Here is a 20,448-nt window from a genome sequence, read left to right as displayed (position 1 = left end):
AACAGATAATCCAATATAACCAGATTAGAAGAGGATACGGCCTCCAATCTGGAGAATACGGTTGCTTCCGCTTTGTCCACCGGTGATCTGTCCGAAGTTACTGCTATTCATTGAAGTATTCGGGCCGGTGAGATTCGTAAGGTTGAGAACGTTCGAAGCTTCCCCACGAAGTTGGAATCTCATATGCTCATAGACTTTAAAATCGCGCGCAATGGAGGCGTCGACGTTTCTCCATCCAGGCACGTCGAGTTGCATGGGACGTTCGTTACCTAGAAGTCCCAAGGGTCCAAGACCAGGGCATCCCGCATCGACTCCAGGCTTGCAGTATACCGATGTATCGAACCACTGCTTCATGGCCGAGGAACGGGAACCGGGATTTAGTACGTGTGGCTTCTTGCCAGGAATAATGCTGGGACGATTATTACCATTTCCGGAGAAGTAGTTGTCCACGCCGGTGGTCACGGTAAACGGCTGACCGCTATTCGCAGTCCAGATCCCAGTGATCGTCCAGCCATTCAATGCATTTCTAACGATGCGATTCGCGCCATCAAAGTAATCCGGCTTCCAAACAAATGACATCGTCATCATGTGGCGACGGTCCTGATCGGAGCGCTGACGATACTCAAGCTGCGGAAAGTTCGCATCGACAAAGGTGCCGTTTAGCCCACTCAAGCTATCAAGAGCATTGCTCTGCAGCGTTTTACTCCAGGTGTAATAGCCACGCGCACTAATGCGATGGGTAAGCCGCTGTTCTATCGTGACCTGAACTCCGTTGTAATTGGAATTCTGGTTGGAGCGAATAATCCAGACGTTGCTATAGATCGGACTTGCGGCCGATGCACCATACATGGAGTTGAGCGGGCGACGATTATTGATTGTGCTGCTGGTATTGGCATAGGCACAAGCCTTTGTAAGGTCTGTGCAGCTGGAGCCGCTTGTTCCCTGCGCTGTGACATTGAACTGCGGTCCATTAATGTCGTTGTATAGTGGGCTCTTGCGATTCAGAGCGCCAACATAAAAGACGCTCACAGCGAGGCCACGATTGATCTGCTGCTGGAATCCAAAGTTGAGTTGGATCGAATATGGCCAGCGATAGTGGGGATCGAAAGCTACTACCTGATTCAACGGCAGGAACGATGCGGTGCTCGTCTTGTAGTTGAACGCCAGGCTTGGATATGGATTCGATCCGGTTGGGAATTCCGTAGGATCATTCGAATAAGGATGAGTTAAGGAAACAACTTTGTTATACCCACTATTGCGCACTGCATAGGGAGCATAGTTCGAGGGGAATTCCCATTCGTTACCTGAGATTCCACCGAAGAAGAGACCGGCTGCACCATGAATCACAGTCTTGCCGTTGCTGAAGGGATCATAAGAGAAGCCTGCGCGCGGCGAGAGGTGGTTGAGCGGTGTGAAAACCCCTCCCTTCGGTACTCCAGGATCTCCCGGAAAGAGCATGCCGATGGGGGCTAGATTCGAATTTCGGCCAATGACGGATACGTTTTTGAAAGCATGCGACTGCACGCCAGGGATAAAGTTCGTCTGCATCCGCCTGTTATCCGTAGGCGCTTGTTGCCAGTCATAACGAATGCCAACGTTAAAGGTTAAGTTAGGACGAATTTTCCAGTCATCCTGCGCAAAAAGACCGTAATTGAAGTAATTGGCGTTTGCGTAAAGGCCGGTATCCTGTCCCATGTTGGCCGGAGTTCCCACGAGAAAATCGGAGAGTGCGTTTGTGGTACGAGCAGCTGATTTTCCGTTGGTTGTCGAGAAGGTGAACGAGCCGTAGTTGTTGAGAGTGTTCAGCTGGAAGTCCTTCTCCAAGCCTGCTTCGCCACCGAAATAAAGGGAATGCTTACCCCGCGTTGTGCTCACCACATCGCGAACGCCATAAACATTTGCACCAGCTTTAGGACCTGTGATGGCCTGAGCAAGTGTGAAACCTTCTACACCGCCCACGCTGATATTCGGCCGGGAAGGAGTTCCAACCACACCGAAATCGGAGCCGAAATCCGCAAGGGTTCCGGAAGGATTGGCATTACGTCCACCGAACTGGCGGGTGTAATTGACCCAGAATTGGTTAATCGTACGTGCACTGATAGTCCAGACATCGCTCAGGTTCGCATTCTGCTGCTTATTCTTATATTCAGAGGACGACCATACTTGCGTCAGGCCTCCAAGATTCACGCGAACCCGGTAATCCAACAAGAAATAGCTGAGAGACAAACGATGCGCATCTGTGAGTTGATGATCGGTCTTTATCAGATACTCTTCATTTTGTTCCGGCAACGCTGAGCGCGTGCGATAGGTATAGCGGGTGTCGCCAAATCGTGCCGGCTGCTTTTCCGGCAGATTCTTTGCAAGATAATTCAGGATGTTGACGGCAGTGGGATCAACCTGAGGCAGCTTGTTATTCAGATACGGCTTCATGGTTGTCGGATCGCAAACCAGGAAGTGAACCGCGGTATTTGCATCAGCCGTTGGCGTGGTTGTGCAGCTTGCCTGTTCAGTGGCCGAAGGCATGTTCTCCAGGAAGTTACCCTTAATTTGTTCGGAGCTGGGAAGGCTGCCACTGTAGTTGCCATATTGAATAAACCGAAGCCCTGCAACACTTCCAAAGAAGAAGTCTTTATCCCGGCGAATAGGACCACCAAAGGTTCCGCCAAAACGATGCTGATTATATGGATTCTTTGTGGCGCCCACTCCGGAATTATGGGCAATCGCATTAAAGTTCCGATCACGGAAGAATTCGAAAGCCGACCCATGATAATCGTTTGTTCCGCTCTTTGTGATCACACTGACAACAGCAGAGGAATAGCGACCCATTTGTGCGCTGTAATTATTTGTAGCAACGTTGAATTGGCTTACAGCGTCGGGATTCGGGGTCTGGTTGCCACTGTTACGAAGACCTGTCATATTCAGGCCTCCATCGAGGTAGTAAGAGACCTGTCCAACGAAACCGTCTGTAGAACCGTTTGCCAGTACCTTGATTTCCTGGTATCCGAGGTTGTTGACGGTACTAACGGACTGGACTCCAGGTATGAGCTGTAGTAAACGGTCGACGTTACGGTTGACGAGTGGAAGGTTATCGATCTGCCGGTTATCGACCATGGAGCCAAGCGTGGAATCACTGAGATTCACAAGGGGTACGTCAGCAGTGACGCTAACTGTTTCCTGACTCCCACCGATTTCAAGAGCGAGGTTTAGAGTTGCATCCTGCATGACGGAGAGGACGATGCCACTCCGCTCCAAAGACTTGAACCCCGATGCCGTAACGGTCACTTTATATGGTCCAACCGGAAGAAACTCCTCATGGTAGGACCCGTCTTCCTTTGTTAATGCCGTACGAGTAAAGTTTGTTTCCGTTTGTGTGATCTTTACTGTTGCATTTGGGACAACGGCACCGGTTTGATCCGTAACATTGCCCGAAAGGGTAGCAGTACTAAGTTGCGCGGATGCTCCTATTGCCGTAAACACGGCAATCAGCAGCATAATCAATGCCCAACGCAACGGGCGCATTGGATTCATATAGCGGCTCTCCTTTGAAGGTTTCCCTAATTTCTTTGGCGCCTGTGAACGAGTAGGGTTCGACATAGCACTCTTATTTCCGGGTAAGTGAACAACTCTTCTTCGATCATGGTTTGTCCGGATATCTGCGGACAGAGCTCTCCTGTGGGCAATCCTGACGATTACCTGTGGGCAACTTTTCTATAAATGTTCTAAGTCCGAATTAAATGGGAAATGCCATGGTTATGCTCCTCGTCTTAATCAGCGATCCAATACTGCAGAAACGCTGAACTGGATCAATTATGTAAATTGAAGATTGCAACGAACCTTCAGGCGTTCTCTTACCATCGCGCTCATCCTGCGAAAAGGCAGAGATCTCCCGACTCGATTACTCATCGAGATCTTTAGCGATTCCGACTGAAAGCTCTGTCTGCTGCTGCAGATTCTGAATGAAGATGCTTCAGAACTGGACTACACAAGCAGCAATGCGGATGGTTTTAACTCTTTCTCTTTTCGTCAGGCCATCCTGACGTATCGTCCTTACCCTTTCCCGATCCCTGGACCTGCTATAAACCGGAAGTATCCAGTACGTACAAAACATTCCTTTTTCGCGATGCCTATGACACAGGAATCGAGGTGCGACTGTCAAGCACTTTTTCATAAGACAAACGTTAGTCTACTGGGATTTGCCCACATTTTCAGTCCTTTAATGCGCAAGGAAGCCGCGCGTGGAGCATTATGTTCGATCTTCCGACTATTTACCACATTCGTCCGATTTGGCCGACCATTTCTAGAAGAATGGAGCTTTGGTTATGGCGTTCTCGAATCGATATATTGTTGAATCTAGAAACTATTTGCCTGCTTTCTGCAGTTTGCGCCATTCGGAATTTGTGGCCAGACCTGCCCACAGGGGGTCGCGCATCATCGACCCCAATTGACCACAAGCGTATATAGCAAGTTGTTAATACAAAGCCTGGCTCAGAGCTAATAAATGGTAAACAGCCTGAGGTCCAAATCTGGAGGGGTCTTCCATCCTATTTTGGAAGAGGAAGCAGTGACATCAGCTATTCAAGTTTCTTGAAAACGTTATCACTAAGCGGAGACATTGAGATAAGTAGGTGTGGGAGTGCAAGCGGGCAGTTGCAGTTTTCGGTGAAACACGACGCGAACATATCCGGCTTCTGATCTGCACCGAAGCCGGATACGCTTTCTCTTTTACGGTATACGGGTAGCCAGTCTAGAGGCTTGGGAGGCAGCTTGTTGAGGATCCGGGGAGTTTGTATAGCCCGCAATATAACGACCCTTGCGGAAGACACAAATCCCATCGAGATACTGTGCTTTTGCTTGGAATCCTTCATCACCAATCTGAGCTGCAGAAGCGCCTGTAAACCGGTCATGTAGCTTCTTCAGAACCTCTGCGGCAGATTGGGGAGATTCTTCCAATACGATAAAGGCCTGGCCCTGCTTGTATTTTGCGATATACCCCCTTTTCAGGATGCGCAGTCCCAGTACGCTCTCAGGAACCATTTGTGCTGATTGAAGGTTTTCTTTGACAAACCAGCTCAAGGCCTCCGGAGCTGCATCGCGGCCGGCTATGTGCTCTTGAATTTTGTTGGCAAAGGCCTCTAGTGTCGAGGTGAAGTCGCCATCCTGATTACCAGCTAGCATGACAAGTTCGACATAGTACTTTCCCTTGGCGAAGCTGGCGCTTTGTTTTTGAACTTGTCCCCCCATTCCAATTTTGGAGATGGCGAGACTGGGATCACGATTCGCGGCAAAGAGACCATAGGCTGCATCCGCATCGCTCATCTCAGAAATATCGAGAACCAATGTGTTTTCGCCCGATTTGCAATTAATCCCTTGCATACGAACGAAACCGTAGATCAAGTAACCTTCCGAACCACCATCTTTGTAGTCGTAGAGATTATCGGCGACGTATTCGTGTTTTGCCCCCGTTTGTTCCCAGCCGGCAACAAGATGGCAGTTAAGGTAATCCTGTGCGTGGACAAATCCAGTTGAAGCCAAAAGAACTAACAACAGACGAGCAATCCTCATGCAAACAATTCCTGAGCCCGCGCAACGCGGCTTGAAACTTGAACTCCGAAAGGACATTTCACTGTGCACTCTTTACAGTCGCCACAACGAACCGCCATATGCTCGGCGGGCAAATCCATAAAGCTCTCGCGCCCCAGAGCAAACTGACGATAGCCATCAGCGTAAGTGAGATAACGTAACACATCGGCTACCGGCAACCCCTTTGCACAGGTACCTTCACATTTTCCGCACATACGACAATAGAACGGCTGGATGTGCTCCAGATGAGCAGACAAAAGCTTCTCGTCTGTCGGCGAGAAGGGAGTTGCCATTGCCTTTAGGTTCTCATCCAGTTGCTCCATGTCCGTCATGCTTGGAATCGTAGTTGCAACGTTAGGCTTATTGATAACCCACTTCAAAGCCGACAGCATTGCACCATCTCTTTTCAGTTTTTGGTAAGTGGGATCGTCCGGCTTTAAGCTGCGGTAGCCGCCTGCCATCACTTTCATTGCCACAATGCCCAATCCGGCTTTAGACGCTGCCTCAACAGCCTTGTCCATGCCGGCATCCATGGTGAAGTTATAAGCAGTCAGAACGACATCAAATGCGCCCTTCTGTGCTATCCACGGTAATAGTTCTTTCTGACCACCATGCGTGCTGACTCCGGCAAAGCGGATCTTGCCTTGCTTTTTTGCAAGCTGCTGCACTTCAATCAGCTCGTCAGTCACCTCGGCCGGAGTGTTCTTGGCATGCAAATACCAGACGTCAATGTAATCCGTATTGAGTTCGCGCAGACTGGTCTCAAGGTCCTTCTGCAAGGACTCTTTATCTTTGGCGACAGACTTCGTGGAAAGAATAACCTGCTTCCGTTTGCCAGCAAGTGCCGCACCTACCATGCGCTCATTATTGCCATGTTGATAGACACGGGCTGTATCGAAATAGTTGATACCGATATCGGCGGCACGTTGAATCACGCTGGGATCGGATGTGATCATGCATCCGAATCCAACCGTTGTGACCTTTAGGCCCGTCCGGCCAAGCACCCGATAATCGAGCTTGACTGTAGAACCGGCAAGTTTTGTATCCGTCTTTTCCGGAGATTCCCAAAACCCCATGTGAGAGCTTGCGCCCACAACCGGCAGAACCAGCCCAGCAGACAAAAAGTCACGGCGAGAAGTTTTCGATTTCATAAAGGCACCTTTGTCGATGAACACGCCATAATATCCCTTTCTCGTGTTTCGTCAACAATATTGGACCGCTATGTGCCACCTACTTGCTTTCTCGCCTGCTGGTCCAGCGGGAGTACTTTACTTCGCCATCTCCTCAAACGCATAACGCCCAAGGAGAAATGGATGTGACGTCAAAGGTTTGAACTCCATATTGTCGATCGGATAGGAATCAGTCGTATTTGTCGGAAAACCCCATATCTTTCCGGTACGCATATCGACAACTACGCGACCGAGGACAGAACCATCTTTAAACCTGAGATTGAAGGTCCCCGGCTCAATGTAATAAGGATAAGGCTGTGTGATCTCCGCATGCGCAGGAGCCGGCACAATATACGGTCGAACTGCTATCGCCAACAGAGCTATCGCGATTACCAACAGAAGAAAATTCATAAGTGACTGGCTTTTCATTTTTGCTCCAAATCTCGTAGTGTCCTATAGTGCACCTCCACTATGAAGTTTCGCTAACGAGGCATTAATCCAATTGAAATGATTTCCATAAATGGGACGTTCACAAGATCTCAGGCGCTCGGATCAAAAATGCTCTATTGTTCCAATATCAAGATTGAAATTGGGGAGCTTAATGCCTGACCTTCGGACATTCCGTATGATTTTGTCTCTAGTGCTTGCAATATACGCCACACAGTGGCTTTCCGCGGAGAAACAGCAACAGCCATGGAAAATCCGTGCCGTCATTGTGACTACCTTCGAGGTTGGCGAAGACACAGGCGACAAACCAGGGGAATTCCAATTCTGGGTAGAGCGGGAACACCTGACCGAGGTACTGGATTTTCCAGGCGGCGTCCATCCAATACGTACCAATAAGGACCATACGGTACTTGGAATTGTCAGCGGGACAACACTGGTGAATGCCTCCACTTCCTTGATGGCGCTAGGTCTCGATCCTCGTTTTGACCTGACACGAGCATACTGGCTCATCAATGGAATTGCCGGAGTGGATCCGGAAGATGCGAGCATTGGATCTGCGGCTTGGGCTTCTTATGTCGTGAATGACGTAGCCCGGGAGATCGATACTCGAGAAGCACCCTCAGATTGGCCATATGGCATCTTCGCGATCGGCGCGACTCGTCCGAATGAAGCGCCCAGGAAGGCCGTCATGACCAGAAGTAATACGTATGTACTCAATGGGGGTCTCACCGACTGGGCCTACCAGAAAACCCAAAATGTCGAATTAGTGGAAACGGATGAGGTGAAAGCTTTCCGCGCGCAATTCACCGGATATCCAAACGCCCAGAAACCACCCTTTGTCCTGAAGGGCGATACCTACGCCTCAGACTTTTACTGGCACGGCAAGATCATGAATCAATACGCCAATGACTGGGTAAAACTTGAGACCAATGGCCAGGGGAATTTCGTGATGACGGAAATGGAAGATTCCGGATTCACCGAAGCTTTGCAGCGCCTCGACCGTATGAAGAAGGTGGATTTTCGCCGAGTTATGGTCTTGCGTACCGGTTCCAATTTTTCCATGCAGGCCCTCGGGCACAGTGCCGTGGAATCCGTAACAGCACCCTATATCGGAGCCATCCCAGCTGAGGAAGCCGCATATCGCGTTGGAAGTGTCGTTCTACATGAACTTGTCGGCAATTGGACAAAGTATGCTGACCACGTTCCCGGCAACTAAATATCTGCACTGAAGCAAGCGAATCGCTCTCCCGAAGACCATTCTCGAAATTGAACACATATTTACTCTTCCGTTAATAGTGTTCCCGTAGAATCCAGGTCTTCAGGAGAGCACCTTCAATGAAAAGCACTCTTCGTCGCATACTCCCTATGGTTTTGGCCTGCGCTACACTTGCTCCCTTGCAGGCCATTTCCCAGATCACATTATTAGCCCGCGGTACACTTACAGCTTCCCGTGCGGGGTCGTATAAAGACCTGTCGGGATTGAACTACACTCTCGAAAACGGTGTTCCGGCCAATTTGCTTGGAGGCCTTGGTTCTGGCCTCACCTATGTTTCCGGAAATACGTTTCTTGCGCTTCCAGACCGTGGGCCAAATGCTGTCAGCTATAACTCGTTGGTTGACGATACGGTGTCTTACATCGCCCGCTTTCACACCATCAGCATGAGACTGGAGCATAATCCAAGTCCAGGATTGCCCTTCACACTAACGCCGACACTGCAGGCAACGACGTTATTGCACTCTATCTCGCCCCTGGTTTATGGCGATGGAGAAGCGGTAAATCTTGATTCCGGCATACCTAAACTAAACACATATTTCCGGCATTACTTTACCGGACGTTCTGACAATTACGATCCCGACCACAGCTCCAGAGACATTTTCGACGCGCGCCTGGATCCGGAGGGAATCCGAGTCTCCAACGACGGATGGAGTGTCTTCATCTCCGATGAATACGGCCCATACGTCTATCAATTCCTGCGATTTACGGGAGAGCGAATCCGGACCTTCAGATTGCCCAAGCACCTCTTCGTCCAGAATCCAAGACCTACTGGAAACGCTGAAACAGCAACCAACGTTAGCGGAAGGACCCCCAATAAGGGCATGGAAGGACTGGCGATTACTCCTGACGGTAGAACTTTGGTCGGCATCATGCAGGCCGCACTGTTGCAAGATGCAGCCGAAGGAGGAGATGCCGGCAAACTTTTGCGTATTGTGGCGATCGATATCGCCTCGGGACGTACAACGCATGAATACGCATATCTGCTAACCACAGGATCCGGAGTAAGTGAGATTACCGCTCTTAACAATCATGAGTTCCTGGTAGATGAACGGGACGGCAAAGGACTTGGAGATGGAAGCAAGGCTAAGGTAAAACAGATCTTCAAAATTGATCTGGAAAATGCTGTAGATGTGGCCGATATGAACGGCACACAAGCTGCCTCCCGTGCCATCGGCAAGACCTTATTTTTGGACGTAGTAAAGGCTTTGACATCTGCCGGGCTCACCGCCGACCAGATTCCCGCGAAACTCGAGGGCCTGACCTTTGGTCCCGATGTAGACAATAGCGGACAGAAGCTCCATACCCTCTGGATCGCAAACGATAACGATTTCCTGCAGGATTACAGCGGTCCCGACACAAACCCCAATCAGTACTTCGTCTTCGGATTCACTGACGCAGATCTCGGTGGCTCGAAATTTGTGCCGCAAAAACACAGCCACTTTCCCGGGCGGTAGCAATCTCCGGAGGAGGGACGAATACCTAGTCGCCCCTTCTCCTAGATCCTGTGTAGGCCCAGTTCTGACAAGGAAATATGACACAAACTTCCAGGGATGCTGCTGTCTTACCTGCCTGTCCCGACCCGGATATTAGAATAGAGGTGAAGTATCCCCGGAGGAATTATTTTGCCTGAACTACCCAGTGTCCCTTTGACCGTTGAAGGATCAAGCGTTCTCCACCAGATGTTTACCTTCGATTGGAAGGCATGGCGGGCCGAATCCGCTCAAGAACAACAAAGCATCGCAGCGGAAGCGACGGAACTCTTAAGTCGATGGGAAAAGGGTTCTGCAGAAGGACACCCGAATCAATCTGCGCTGTTCTCACAGATTGGCCATAAGGGAGATCTGCTATTCATCCACTTCCGCGACTCTTTTGAAGATCTCAATCGTGTTGAGTTGGAACTGGCACAGACTCGCCTTCACTCCTTTCTGAAGCTATCGCATTCTTATGTATCCGTGGTGGAGCTGGGATTGTATGAATCTTCAGCGAAGACCTACAGCGCCTTAGCGGAAAAGGGTTTGCAGCCTGCAACGCCGGAGTGGGATGCCGGTATTCGTGAGGTTCTCGACCGCCAAGCAGGGGCGATGGCTCCACGCCTCTATCCTGCTATTCCTGGCACGAAATATCTCTGCTTCTATCCAATGGATCGCAAACGCGGCGAGCAGGTGAACTGGTACACGGAAGCGATGGCTGAGCGCCAGCGCATGATGCATGAGCACGGCATGATAGGTCGCCGCTATGCCGATTTTGTTAAGCAAATCATTACCGGTTCCATTGGCTTCGACGATTGGGAATGGGGTGTCGATCTGTTCGCGGAAGATCCTCTGATCTTTAAGAAGTTGATCTATGAAATGCGCTTCGACCAGGTAAGTGCTGTTTACGCGCTCTTCGGACAGTTTTTCATCGGAGTTCGCTTACCAGTCGCAAACCTTTCGGACTGGCTAAAAGGAAAACTACTCTAGAAATATTTCCTGAAAGGCTGGCGCTACATAGGTAGCGCCAGCCTTTTCTTGTCTAGGTCTGCACTCTTTCTCTCTCATATGCTTCTCTCTCCGAAAGCTCTTGTGTAGTTACAGAGCGCCGGCCATACCGGGTGAGAAGGATGACACCAAGTACTGACATCACGCCGCCTCCAATACTTGCAGAGGTAGGAATTTCCCCCAGCCAAACAAACGAAATCAGAAGCGCGGTAAACGGAATCAGGTAAAGCATACTGGCCGTCTGCGAAAGGGTAAATCGGGACAGAACGAATGCCCAGCTGAGGTACCCAATCGCCGCTGGGAAGATACCGAGAAAGGCCACCGCAAGTGTCGGCCCAATGGGTCCATGAAACGCCGTCGTCAGGGCGGCAGGCAGAAACGGACTCAGGAACAATGCTCCGCTCCACATAATGCAGGCAGTAATAGTAATAGAGCTGTATTTTGCTAGTAGAGGCTTCTGCAAAAAGCCCATGAATGCTGAACAAAATGCCGCAATGAAAGTAAGCAACGCACCAAATCCAAAATGTAATCCCTTGGGATCACATATGGAGATCACTGCGACACCGCTAAAGCTGATAGCTATCCCCAGCCACCCTATCAACCGCAATTGCTCATGGAGAAAAAAGACGGCCAGCAACGCTGCAAATACAGGCATGCAGTTGATGATGAGACTGGCGGCACCGGCACTAATGGTTAGTTCGCCTGTATTGAGCAATAGATTATAGGTGGTAATACCGAAAAACCCTGCCATGGTCACGCGAACAAGGTCTTTCCCGCGAGGTAACCGCTCTCTCCGTAAAGCTATATAGAGACCGAAAGCAATCGAAGCTATGAGGAATCGCACCGAGGCTAGTTGGCCTGGAGAATATAAACGCAGCCCGACACGAATGGCCGGATAAGCAGAAGCCCAGACGACTATCGTTAATATTCCAGCCAAGACGGCGCGTAGATTAGCGGGAGGGGCGGGCATGACTCAATGTACCAGGTATGATGAGCCCCACCCGCCGATGGTCGCAGAAAATGAAATATCGGCAAGGATCTAGTTAGGACGATGCCGCGACTCCGTATCCGGTCGTGCGTAACTATCCCACCGTTCAGCATGTGTACTCTTCTGGGTTGAAGCCGCACCCCAAGGATCGCGGGAAATTCCGTTCAGATCATAAACAACCTTGCCGTTTCGAACGGTCAGCTCACAGATAAGCTTTTGCTTTCCCTTCAGCGTCGTGTTGAACATATCGACGAAGCCGAAATCCCCTGTTTCCAACCGCAAGACAGCAACATCGGCGGGAGAACCTACCGAAAGATTGCCCAACTCTTCATGATGAACTTCCTTTGCGGAATTCCAGGTAGAACGCACAACTACGTCATCTAGTGACATTCCCATCGCGAGGAACTTGTCCATAACATTCAGCATGTCTTTCATGCTGGAGTTCATACTGCCCACATGCAGATCAGTTGAAATTGAATCGGGAATGAATCCAGCTTTCATCAAAGGAACGGCTATCGCCCAAGAAAAACTGCCGCTTCCGTGCCCAACATCGAAGATGATTCCCCGCTGCCGTCCTTCGACGAGCGCCTTGCTGGGACCAAGAGTCGTACTGTCCTGCTCTCCACGTAGGCCTGAATACATATGTGTATAGATATCTCCAGGACGCAGGACCCTTGTCGTAAGGTCATAAAGAGGACGTTCTGACCTCTTTGCTCCGTAATCAATCATCACAGGGATTTTCGCAATTGTCCCGGCCTTAACGGCCTGCTCGTAAGGACGCCATTCCGGTCCGGCATAGTGGGCGCTTTTGATACCAACAATCAGGCCCGGATATTTCAGCGCCATTTGCGCAGTCGGCTCAGCCTGCATATCGGCAAGATTCTGCTCATATTTCGGCCCCCGCATTCCGGAGCCAACGATATTCAGCATGGCGAGCACACGAGTCCTCGATCGATCGATTACCCGATCCTTGAAATCTTCAAAATTGCGCCAGCCGGAACAGCCAGCATCAACGACGGTCGTAACACCATTCCGGAAGGTGAAGCCGTCAGGATAGACACTGAGATCCCCGGCATAGGAAGATCGCTCTCCAGTCCCGGCATAAACGTGAACATGGATATCGACGAGGCCGGGTGTAACATAAAGCCCCTTCACATCAACTGTCTTGATGGCATCCGACGCCGGAATATCCGGCGCAACTTTGGCGATCTTGCCATCTTTGATAGCGATATCGAGAACAGTACTTATCCCATTCTTTCCATCGATTACATGACCTCCCTTTAGGATGAGGTCAAAGGATTGCCCTTTAAGATCTCCCGGCAAAAAGAAGAGAACCAGCAAAAGAAAGAGCAGTCGTCTAGATTGAAATGTTCCCAATGTCATCATCTTGGCTGAGTCGGCACCTGTCGAGGATGCAGACTAGTTGATTACGACACAGGCTTTTTGTCACGAGTCCTTTATCCATGCTCCGTATACGACAATTTGCCTATAAACGTAAGACGGTTCTCTGCGAGATTTTTCAGCTGCAGGTCCAAGACCTTGAAATTGATAGAGCTATTCGACTTCTCCCCTTGAATCACTCACATTTGTCATTGTCAAAGATACTTAACGTATTTCTAGTCTGTTTCTGACAGGGGGTGATTGCTCAAGAGAAAGTTGTCACTATTCTTGGCGATGACGTACAGCCTTTCTGCTCCCACAAGTTGCTGAAGATGAGGCAGGTCTGAGCCGTAAACCAGCAGATAAAAACGATCTTGACGTTGCCAGAGGGTCTGAAACTGCTGATCTCCAATAAACACCTTTGGAGCATCCGGAGCGTATGAGCCATACTCCAGATTATTATTTCTGCCATTCAACAGGAGAGCATTCCTGTTCGTATAAAAGAAAACAGAGGAAAAGGAATAGTAGGAATTCGCTTCGATCAGCTGACCGGAAGGGCTGGACATCAGCTTTTGAGCAAGAGGATACGAGCCCAGATAATTGTCGAAACGAACGAGAGCAATTCTGGCCGCCTGGAAAAAGAGAATCATGCTGACCGCGATGCCAATCGCAATCTTCCGTGTATCGCGTCGAAAGAGGATTGTAACGGCAGTACAAAGGAAAAATGCCACAGCCGCGCAGGCCAACGGCAGCTTCAGATATGCGAAGGCATTCAGGGTCAGATCGCTCATGTGTCCAAGCGAAAGTGTGTACATCTCCGGATTCTGAGTGAGCGCCGTAGAGATATCACCCTTCGCTGGCACCTTCCACACAGCAAGCAGAATTCCCGATAACGCGACGAAGAGCAGAAATGCAATTGCCGACAGCACGTACGTGGCGATCTTTACGAGTCGTCCGCCTGCACGAATCGAAGCCCCAACCAGCAACGCCAACGCAGGATAGATCGGCATGGAGTAGTACTCCTGCGTTGTAGAGAAGGTAAAGAACAACATCACGACAGCGATCCAGCAGACAGCCATCAGCCGAACTCTTCCCTCGCGCGTAGCGGGGCTATATTGCAGCTTAGCCGCACCAAGCAGATATCCCGACCAGGGAAATAGCCAGACGAGATTGAGCAGCCAAAAGAGCGCACGTGGAACGGTGTTGTAATCGCGCGGATAACGCAGATTCAAGAAACGAAGAATATGCTCGTTGAAGAAATAGAACCAGAAGAAACCACGGTACTCACCTGGCCCACTGTGCATTGAAAAGGCCAAATAGGGAGGGTTTTGGATAGCGGCCCAAACATGCCAGGGTGTAGCTATCACCAGACAGACAAGAGTCACCGTAGGTAAATGGAGCTTCTTCCATGCGGACCAGGAAAAGGCCTGGCGAGTAACCAGCATGAATACGCCGACAGCGAGGACCGGAAACAGTACAGCGATCAACCCCTTCAGCAATAGTCCAAGTCCGAACGATGCTCCAAGCACAATCGCCCAGAGCCGGGGCTGCTTCTCCCCTTCCGGCTCCAAGAGGCGCATCGCGGCCCAGATCGCAGCTGTAATCGTCAAGGTTACCGTTGCATCCGGAATCAAAATGCGCGTGAAGAGGTAGAGTCCGACACAGGTACCAAGGCTGAGTCCGGCATAGAGGCCTGCATCCTCATCGAAGGCCCAACGCGCGAAACGATACGTCAGCCAACAGAGAACGATAACTGAGAGCGCCAGGGGTAAGCGTGCCGCCCAATCATGGACACCGAGAACGCGATAGGAGGCCGCCATCATCCAATAGATGAGTGGCGACTTCTCTAAATATGCAACGCCGTCGAGCCGGGCTGTAACCCAATTGCCCGACTCCAGCATGTTTCGAGCTATCTGTGCCTGCACCGCATCCACATCGTCCATCAGATGGGGCGGGCTGATGCAGTTTGCTAGAAATACGAGGCCGGCTGCGAAGATAACAATCCAGGCTGCTCGAAAAGGTCGAACGAGTGAAGGTACGTGTCTGGTTGCCATCCTGGGGTCTCTATCTTCCATCTCTGCATCCACAAAAACAATGTCATCAGGCCCCAGAGATGATATCCCCAGTTTGCCTTTCGATTAAGGTGTTGCCGCAATAATTGATCAACTACCGGCCAAGAAAAGAGCCCGCTACGGCGTACAGCAGTTTCCGAGAGCGTATCCAGCAGCAGGGGCTTTAGTGCGTTGCGGAACCAGTCATGGATCGGAATGTCGAAACCAACCTTGGGACGCTGCAAAACTGCATCCGGCAGTTTGTTGCGCATTAATCGCCTTAGTACGATCTTAGATTCCTTCGTGGTTAGTTTGAAGTGCTCCGGTAAGCGAGCGGCGAATTCGACAATCCGATCATCCAGGAATGGCGGACGAACTTCAACAGCATGCGCCATGCTGATCCTGTCGACTTTATACAGGATGTCATCGGGCAAATAGTAATGCTGATCAAAATCAAGATAACGCTGCAGCCCCTCGCCTGAGGGCATATTCTCCAAAACAGAATCGAGCGGTCCTTGATCGGCGTACTGAAATAGCTTCTTCTTCTCGTCCTGAGAAAAGGTGCCGTTCCAGAAAATATGGGCTAGCTCCGGACTGAGTAACGATCCTTTGAGGAATCTTTTCAGTTTGTATTCAAAGCTGATCTTGTCATCGGAAACCGGGGCGCAAGCAGCAAGAGCTAACGCCATTTTCCGCATGCTCCGCGGAACGCGTTGGGCAAGCTGGCGGTAACGATTCGCTTTGTATGTGAGGTATCCACCGAAGAGTTCGTCCGAACCTTCGCCTGAGAGGGCTACCGTCACCTGCTGTTTGGTCATCTTCGAGAGGAACCATAGCGGCAGTGCTCCAGCATCTGCTCCCGGTTCATCCGAGTAGTACGACATCGTTTCGATGACGTTTGAGAGATCGGCATCCGTCTGCAAGTCGAATTCCGTATGATTGGTGCCGAAATGGTCGCTCACCTTACGGATATAGGAACTCTCATCGAAAGAGCGTCCTTGAAATGTGACTGAAAAGGTGTGCAGCTTTTGGGGATGCAATTGAGAAGCGTAATGAAGAACGGAAGAAGAATCCAAACCGCCACTCAGCCAGACTCCGACCGGAACATCGCAATCCAGCTGTTCGCGGACGGCCTGCTTCATCAAACTGTCCAGCTCTTCGCCAGCCTCTTCAATTGTCTTGGGTGCCGCTTTTCTTTCTGCGAAAGGCACATAGGAACGAATCGCAACCCGCCCTTGCTGCCATTCGAGCAGGTGCCCGGGCATTAGCTTAGTGACGCCTTCAACCAGAGTGAAGGGACCGGGGACATAATTCAACGAAAGGAAGCAATTCAGGCCAGCTAGATCGATTTTGCGACTCACTCCAGGATGAGCCAGAATGCACTTCAGCTCCGAGCCGAAATAGACATCTCCCTCGTTGAGGTAATAGTAGAGAGGCTTGATTCCGACCCGGTCACGAGCTAGAAGCAGTTTCCGTTCCCTTTGATTCCAGATGGCAATCCCGAACATGCCGTGAAACCGGGCAAAGCAGTTGTTTCCCCAGCAAAGGTATGCATTCAGAGCAACTTCAGTATCGCAATGTGTCCGGAATCTATACCCTTTAGCTTCCAGCTGAGCCCGAAGTTCACGATGGTTGAAGATCTCCCCATTGAAAACAACGACAACGTTCCGGTCTTCGCTGTAGAGCGGCTGGTCCCCTTCGGCCAAGTCATGAATTCGTAGCCGCGTTGCCCCTAAGGAAACATGCTCAGAAGTAAAACAGCCCTGTTGATCAGGGCCTCGGTGCATGAGAGAGGTTAGCGATTTTTTCAAAACATCGGGAGGAAGCTGTTTTGAAAGGTGGGTGTAACCAAGGATTCCGCACATGCACACCGCCAAACATAAATTTGACCTCGACCGGATTCCGAAAATAACCGGCCGTCAGAGCTGTCTATCGCTATCTTGCAGCACCCAAACATGGAAAATCGGCTCTACGAGCCTTGCTGAATGTTGCTCTGAAGGTCTATCCGTTAACCTACCGAAAAAAAGCTTATTTGTCGAAACTTTTTTGAAACTTTTGGGTTAATAGTTCGTCATGATTTCGTCTACTGCTCCAATGGAGCCTGCTCTCTGGACATCGTTGGCTTGTTTGGTTCACCGGAATGATGAAGAGAGGAAAGAGGACTGATTTCCGACGGCTGCGGCAACCGGACGATCTCGCGGAAGGCTCTGATATCGTAAGGGCGGAAGTAAGTTTCAGGAGGTCGATTTCCCCATGAATTCCCCTTTTGTCGTCATCGGAGCTTTTGTTTTCGTTTTCTTCTCCTGCATACTCTGGGCTACCAGAGGCAGCTCACGTAACCACCAGCCTCACGAAGAAGAACAACACTAGCTAGAATAATCCCGAAAAGATGTAGACACATCCAGTAGAACGAAATTTGGATATGCAATCCGCATTTGCGGACCGCATATCCAGCCGTTCTTACTGTTGTGGTGAAGTTGATGAAGATGTCGCCGGCGTCTCGGGTTCAGGCGTTGTGCTCTGCGGCGCGGGTACCGTCGGAGCAGGTGCAGGCACCTGAACGGCAGGTGCACTCAACGCAGGAGGTGCTGGCTGCGTTGCATAGGTAATGGGCATCGTGACTGTCTGCACTCCGGATGGGTCATCCCGAAGCTTCATATAGAGCAAACCGCTCACGGGATGAGGAACAGACAAACTACTGGCGGTGAAGCCTTGCGGCACCTCTACCGGATTGTTGAAATCCGGATTCGACGCAACCGCCGTTACGAGGAAGAGATTCCCTCCGTTCAGGACACAGGGCTTACTCGTCGACTTGGGACAACGCAGCTCTTTCAGCTCCGGAAGACGAACAAGCGTCCCGAGCGATATCCACTCACTGGTCAGACCTGCAGCATCTACGGCTCGTAGACGCAGTGGACCAAAGGCGGAGCCACCAAAGCTCTTGGTGGGCTCTAAAATTCCAAGTGCTGTTTGAGCATCCTGCAAAACTAAGCTGCCATCGGCAAGGCTCAAGACAGTGCGGAACGAATCATCCTCCGCAGCCACCTCGATCTTCTCTGTCCTCGGAAAGATAGACGGAACTTCCGACTTCAAGAAGAACACCAGTTTGCCGTTCTCAGGCAAATCGTCAGGCTTGCCCATGCGAATGGCTGAGAGGGGTGCTGTTTCCGTAGCCTGAGGCCCCTTGCTCAAGAGCGTAATTCGTGGCCGAGGCTTACCAATCACAGTAGCCTGATCAAGAACTCGACCATCCTTCAACGAAATCTTTGCCACAACCTTTTGAGCCGGTTTCAGGGAGTCAGTAGAATCTTTTGCTTTCAAGGTAAGCTCATCGCGCTCATTGATTCTCTGTAGATTTGCAGGCACGAAGTGGGACTTGGCAATCTCAACGCCTGCTACCTGATCCAATCGCGTTCCCTTCAGAACAGCAGAAGACTCTCCGGCATTGAGAGAAAAGCTGTCCAAATGAGCTGCCTCAGAGTAAGTATTTAGCGTAATCTCCTCAGGCTTAGGAAGTCCGTATTGACTAACCTGCAAGACAATCGTCCCAGGCTTCACGTCCTTCAGGGGCATTGTCACTTCGAAGGAGTCGGGCTTAACCATCTTCCAGTTCAACTTTACGGTTTTGCCCTCCGGATCTTTCATATCGACGCTGCTCACGCAGGTCAGATTCTCAGCGGAGAGATGCAGAGTATCCTCACGATCCACAATGAGCGCGGACTTATCCGTGGAAGCGACAGCTAGGTTTAGCGGATGAGGACTGATCAATCGAAAGCTCGGACCGGTAAAGGAATCAAATCCCCACTTCCCCGTCAGCGTTCCAGAAAACTCGCGATCCACCATCTCCGGTTTAAGAGCACCTACTGTAACCACAAATCCACCTTCCAGTGGATCAGTCTTTACTGGAAGATCTACCGATTTTCCATCCTTGGTAGGCACTTGCAGCACCATATCGTGTGCAATATCGGAGGCAAAAACCAATGGTGCACCATCCACAGGGAGAACCAGATCAGGCTTCTGCGAGCAAAACACCTGCTTTTCATTGATCGGCCGCAATGGAGGAGTCTGCGCCTTCTGAACCGGAGGTAAAGGAATTACGAGAACCGATTTCGGATTACGGAAAGATGGCGGAGTATTCAGGCGAAGGTTGAGCGTATCTTGTTGGGGCATCGCCAATGCCGGAATGTATTGATACTGGGCGTTGTGAATCGAGCCCATGATTCTGGCCAAATCCACTACTGCGCCTACATAAGCGCTATAGACACCGCCACCGCCTAATTGCGAATTGGTGATCTGGTTCATCAGATCCACCGGCGCGCCGGTAGTCCACTGCGAGACCATTGACTGGCTGTGAACATCGTCCAGTACCAGACTGTCGGTGTGCTGCATTAAGCAAGGAACCTGTTGCACCGTCGGCTTATCGAAGCACTGCTGATCGACTTTGATACTCAAGCTTCGGGCCAGAAGCAGGCTCTTATCGTGCAAGTCTTTGGAGTCGTTATTCGAGATCCAACGAACCTCGGACAGATACTTCTCCAAACGCATCCGGTCGTAGCTAGCCTGCTGCAGATCTTGCGTTGCACGAACAAAGGTTCCGGGGCGTCCGCGAACGCCAGCTCGCAATGTTGTAAAGTCTCCACCTGTTTCGGGAGCAAGAAAAACGAGTGCCTGTTGCGCCTCTTGAGGGACATTGATGAACACGCCCTCTTCGTGAACAGACTTTTTCCAGGTCTCAACACGCGTAAACCAGTCATCCGGAGGTGGATTGGTTGCGCCGCGCAGAAAGGAAACGATCAGCAGATACTTTGCCGACTGGCTCTCAGGAAAATCCGGATGAATCCACAGACGATCTCCTGGAGCAAGGTTTGCAACCTGGGAAATAGGCAGGGTTTTGCCCTGCCTTTGTACGCGAACGTCAACTTTGGGTCCGACCAGATCGAAGGCCGGAGTGTCCGCTCGGCTCTGAATCCCAGCAACAGTCGTCGTCAAAAAACCAAGAAGCAGAATCAGGCACCGAAGACCAAATTTCATACTTCTTATTGTAGAGATTCCAAAAGAATTCAGGGTTACGGGAAAACGC

Annotated in this window: 12 protein-coding genes; 3 read left to right on the top strand and 9 right to left on the bottom strand. The window is 50.6% G+C overall.

Translation table 11 applies throughout. The features are described from left to right. Nucleotides 1-24: 24 nt before the first annotated feature. From AC6I7T_RS17440 to AC6I7T_RS17425, 4 genes are all read right to left on the bottom strand, one after another. Nucleotides 25-3,528 (bottom strand): TonB-dependent receptor, encoded by a 3,504-nt coding sequence (locus tag AC6I7T_RS17440; protein WP_497788659.1) that lies wholly within the window; start codon nucleotides 3,526-3,528, stop codon nucleotides 25-27. 1,194 nt (nucleotides 3,529-4,722) lie between these two features. Further along, entirely contained in the window at nucleotides 4,723-5,562 is an 840-nt protein-coding gene (locus AC6I7T_RS17435; protein WP_497788658.1) for a DUF6599 family protein, read from the bottom strand. After that, nucleotides 5,559-6,731: an aldo/keto reductase gene (locus AC6I7T_RS17430; RefSeq protein WP_497788656.1), complete on the bottom strand. Its 1,173-nt coding sequence runs from the start codon at nucleotides 6,729-6,731 to the stop codon at nucleotides 5,559-5,561. Before AC6I7T_RS17430 ends, AC6I7T_RS17435 begins: the two co-directional genes overlap by 4 nt. Before the next feature lie 117 nt (nucleotides 6,732-6,848). Beyond that, nucleotides 6,849-7,178, bottom strand: a complete 330-nt coding sequence (locus AC6I7T_RS17425; RefSeq protein WP_497788655.1) for a hypothetical protein — start codon at nucleotides 7,176-7,178, stop codon at nucleotides 6,849-6,851. 172 nt (nucleotides 7,179-7,350) lie between these two features. Between AC6I7T_RS17425 and AC6I7T_RS17420 the strand changes: the two genes are divergently transcribed. The 3 genes from AC6I7T_RS17420 to hemQ all read left to right on the top strand — a co-directional run bounded on the left by AC6I7T_RS17420 (nucleotide 7,351) and on the right by hemQ (nucleotide 10,931). Then, nucleotides 7,351-8,412 (top strand): purine nucleoside permease, encoded by a 1,062-nt coding sequence (locus AC6I7T_RS17420; RefSeq protein WP_497788653.1) that lies wholly within the window; start codon nucleotides 7,351-7,353, stop codon nucleotides 8,410-8,412. A gap of 119 nt (nucleotides 8,413-8,531) precedes the next feature. Beyond that, complete coding sequence (locus tag AC6I7T_RS17415; protein ID WP_497788652.1) at nucleotides 8,532-9,926, top strand: esterase-like activity of phytase family protein; 1,395 nt, start codon at nucleotides 8,532-8,534, stop codon at nucleotides 9,924-9,926. A gap of 168 nt (nucleotides 9,927-10,094) precedes the next feature. Further along, nucleotides 10,095-10,931, top strand: a complete 837-nt coding sequence (hemQ, locus tag AC6I7T_RS17410; RefSeq protein WP_497788650.1) for a hydrogen peroxide-dependent heme synthase — start codon at nucleotides 10,095-10,097, stop codon at nucleotides 10,929-10,931. A 52-nt stretch (nucleotides 10,932-10,983) separates the two neighbouring features. On the opposite strand, the gene AC6I7T_RS17405 is transcribed toward hemQ, so the two are convergent. The 5 genes from AC6I7T_RS17405 to AC6I7T_RS17385 form a co-directional block, all read right to left on the bottom strand. Beyond that, the gene (locus AC6I7T_RS17405) at nucleotides 10,984-11,919 is read right to left on the bottom strand and encodes a DMT family transporter (protein ID WP_497788648.1); all 936 of its coding nucleotides are present in this window, start codon (nucleotides 11,917-11,919) and stop codon (nucleotides 10,984-10,986) included. Between the two features lie 69 nt (nucleotides 11,920-11,988). Beyond that, entirely contained in the window at nucleotides 11,989-13,323 is a 1,335-nt protein-coding gene (locus tag AC6I7T_RS17400) for an amidohydrolase/deacetylase family metallohydrolase (protein ID WP_497788646.1), read from the bottom strand. A gap of 230 nt (nucleotides 13,324-13,553) precedes the next feature. Next, nucleotides 13,554-15,371: an ArnT family glycosyltransferase gene (locus AC6I7T_RS17395; RefSeq protein WP_497788645.1), complete on the bottom strand. Its 1,818-nt coding sequence runs from the start codon at nucleotides 15,369-15,371 to the stop codon at nucleotides 13,554-13,556. Then, on the bottom strand, nucleotides 15,287-17,233 hold the full coding sequence (gene asnB / locus AC6I7T_RS17390) for an asparagine synthase (glutamine-hydrolyzing) (protein ID WP_497788643.1): 1,947 nt from the start codon (nucleotides 17,231-17,233) through the stop codon (nucleotides 15,287-15,289). The genes AC6I7T_RS17395 and asnB overlap by 85 nt, the downstream gene beginning before the upstream one ends. Nucleotides 17,234-17,828: 595 nt before the next feature. Further along, nucleotides 17,829-20,399 (bottom strand): hypothetical protein, encoded by a 2,571-nt coding sequence (locus AC6I7T_RS17385; RefSeq protein WP_497788642.1) that lies wholly within the window; start codon nucleotides 20,397-20,399, stop codon nucleotides 17,829-17,831. Nucleotides 20,400-20,448: the final 49 nt, after the last annotated feature.

The sequence above is a fragment of the Humiphilus diazotrophicus genome, from assembly GCF_059726315.1.
Note: the sequence above shows the minus strand (reverse complement) of the source record. Positions and strands in the feature narration are given on the sequence as shown.

Excerpts from the sequence above, each read along its gene's own strand:
- AC6I7T_RS17440 (WP_497788659.1), bottom strand. The coding sequence starts at position 3,528 with ATGAATCCAATGCGCCCGTTGCGTTGGGCATTGATTATGCTGCTGATT.
- AC6I7T_RS17435 (WP_497788658.1), bottom strand. The coding sequence starts at position 5,562 with ATGAGGATTGCTCGTCTGTTGTTAGTTCTTTTGGCTTCAACTGGATTT.
- AC6I7T_RS17430 (WP_497788656.1), bottom strand. The coding sequence starts at position 6,731 with ATGAAATCGAAAACTTCTCGCCGTGACTTTTTGTCTGCTGGGCTGGTT.
- AC6I7T_RS17425 (WP_497788655.1), bottom strand. The coding sequence starts at position 7,178 with ATGAAAAGCCAGTCACTTATGAATTTTCTTCTGTTGGTAATCGCGATA.
- AC6I7T_RS17420 (WP_497788653.1), top strand. The coding sequence starts at position 7,351 with ATGCCTGACCTTCGGACATTCCGTATGATTTTGTCTCTAGTGCTTGCA.
- AC6I7T_RS17415 (WP_497788652.1), top strand. The coding sequence starts at position 8,532 with ATGAAAAGCACTCTTCGTCGCATACTCCCTATGGTTTTGGCCTGCGCT.
- AC6I7T_RS17405 (WP_497788648.1), bottom strand. The coding sequence starts at position 11,919 with ATGCCCGCCCCTCCCGCTAATCTACGCGCCGTCTTGGCTGGAATATTA.
- AC6I7T_RS17400 (WP_497788646.1), bottom strand. The coding sequence starts at position 13,323 with ATGATGACATTGGGAACATTTCAATCTAGACGACTGCTCTTTCTTTTG.
- AC6I7T_RS17395 (WP_497788645.1), bottom strand. The coding sequence starts at position 15,371 with ATGGCAACCAGACACGTACCTTCACTCGTTCGACCTTTTCGAGCAGCC.
- asnB (WP_497788643.1), bottom strand. The coding sequence starts at position 17,233 with ATGTGCGGAATCCTTGGTTACACCCACCTTTCAAAACAGCTTCCTCCC.
- AC6I7T_RS17385 (WP_497788642.1), bottom strand. The coding sequence starts at position 20,399 with ATGAAATTTGGTCTTCGGTGCCTGATTCTGCTTCTTGGTTTTTTGACG.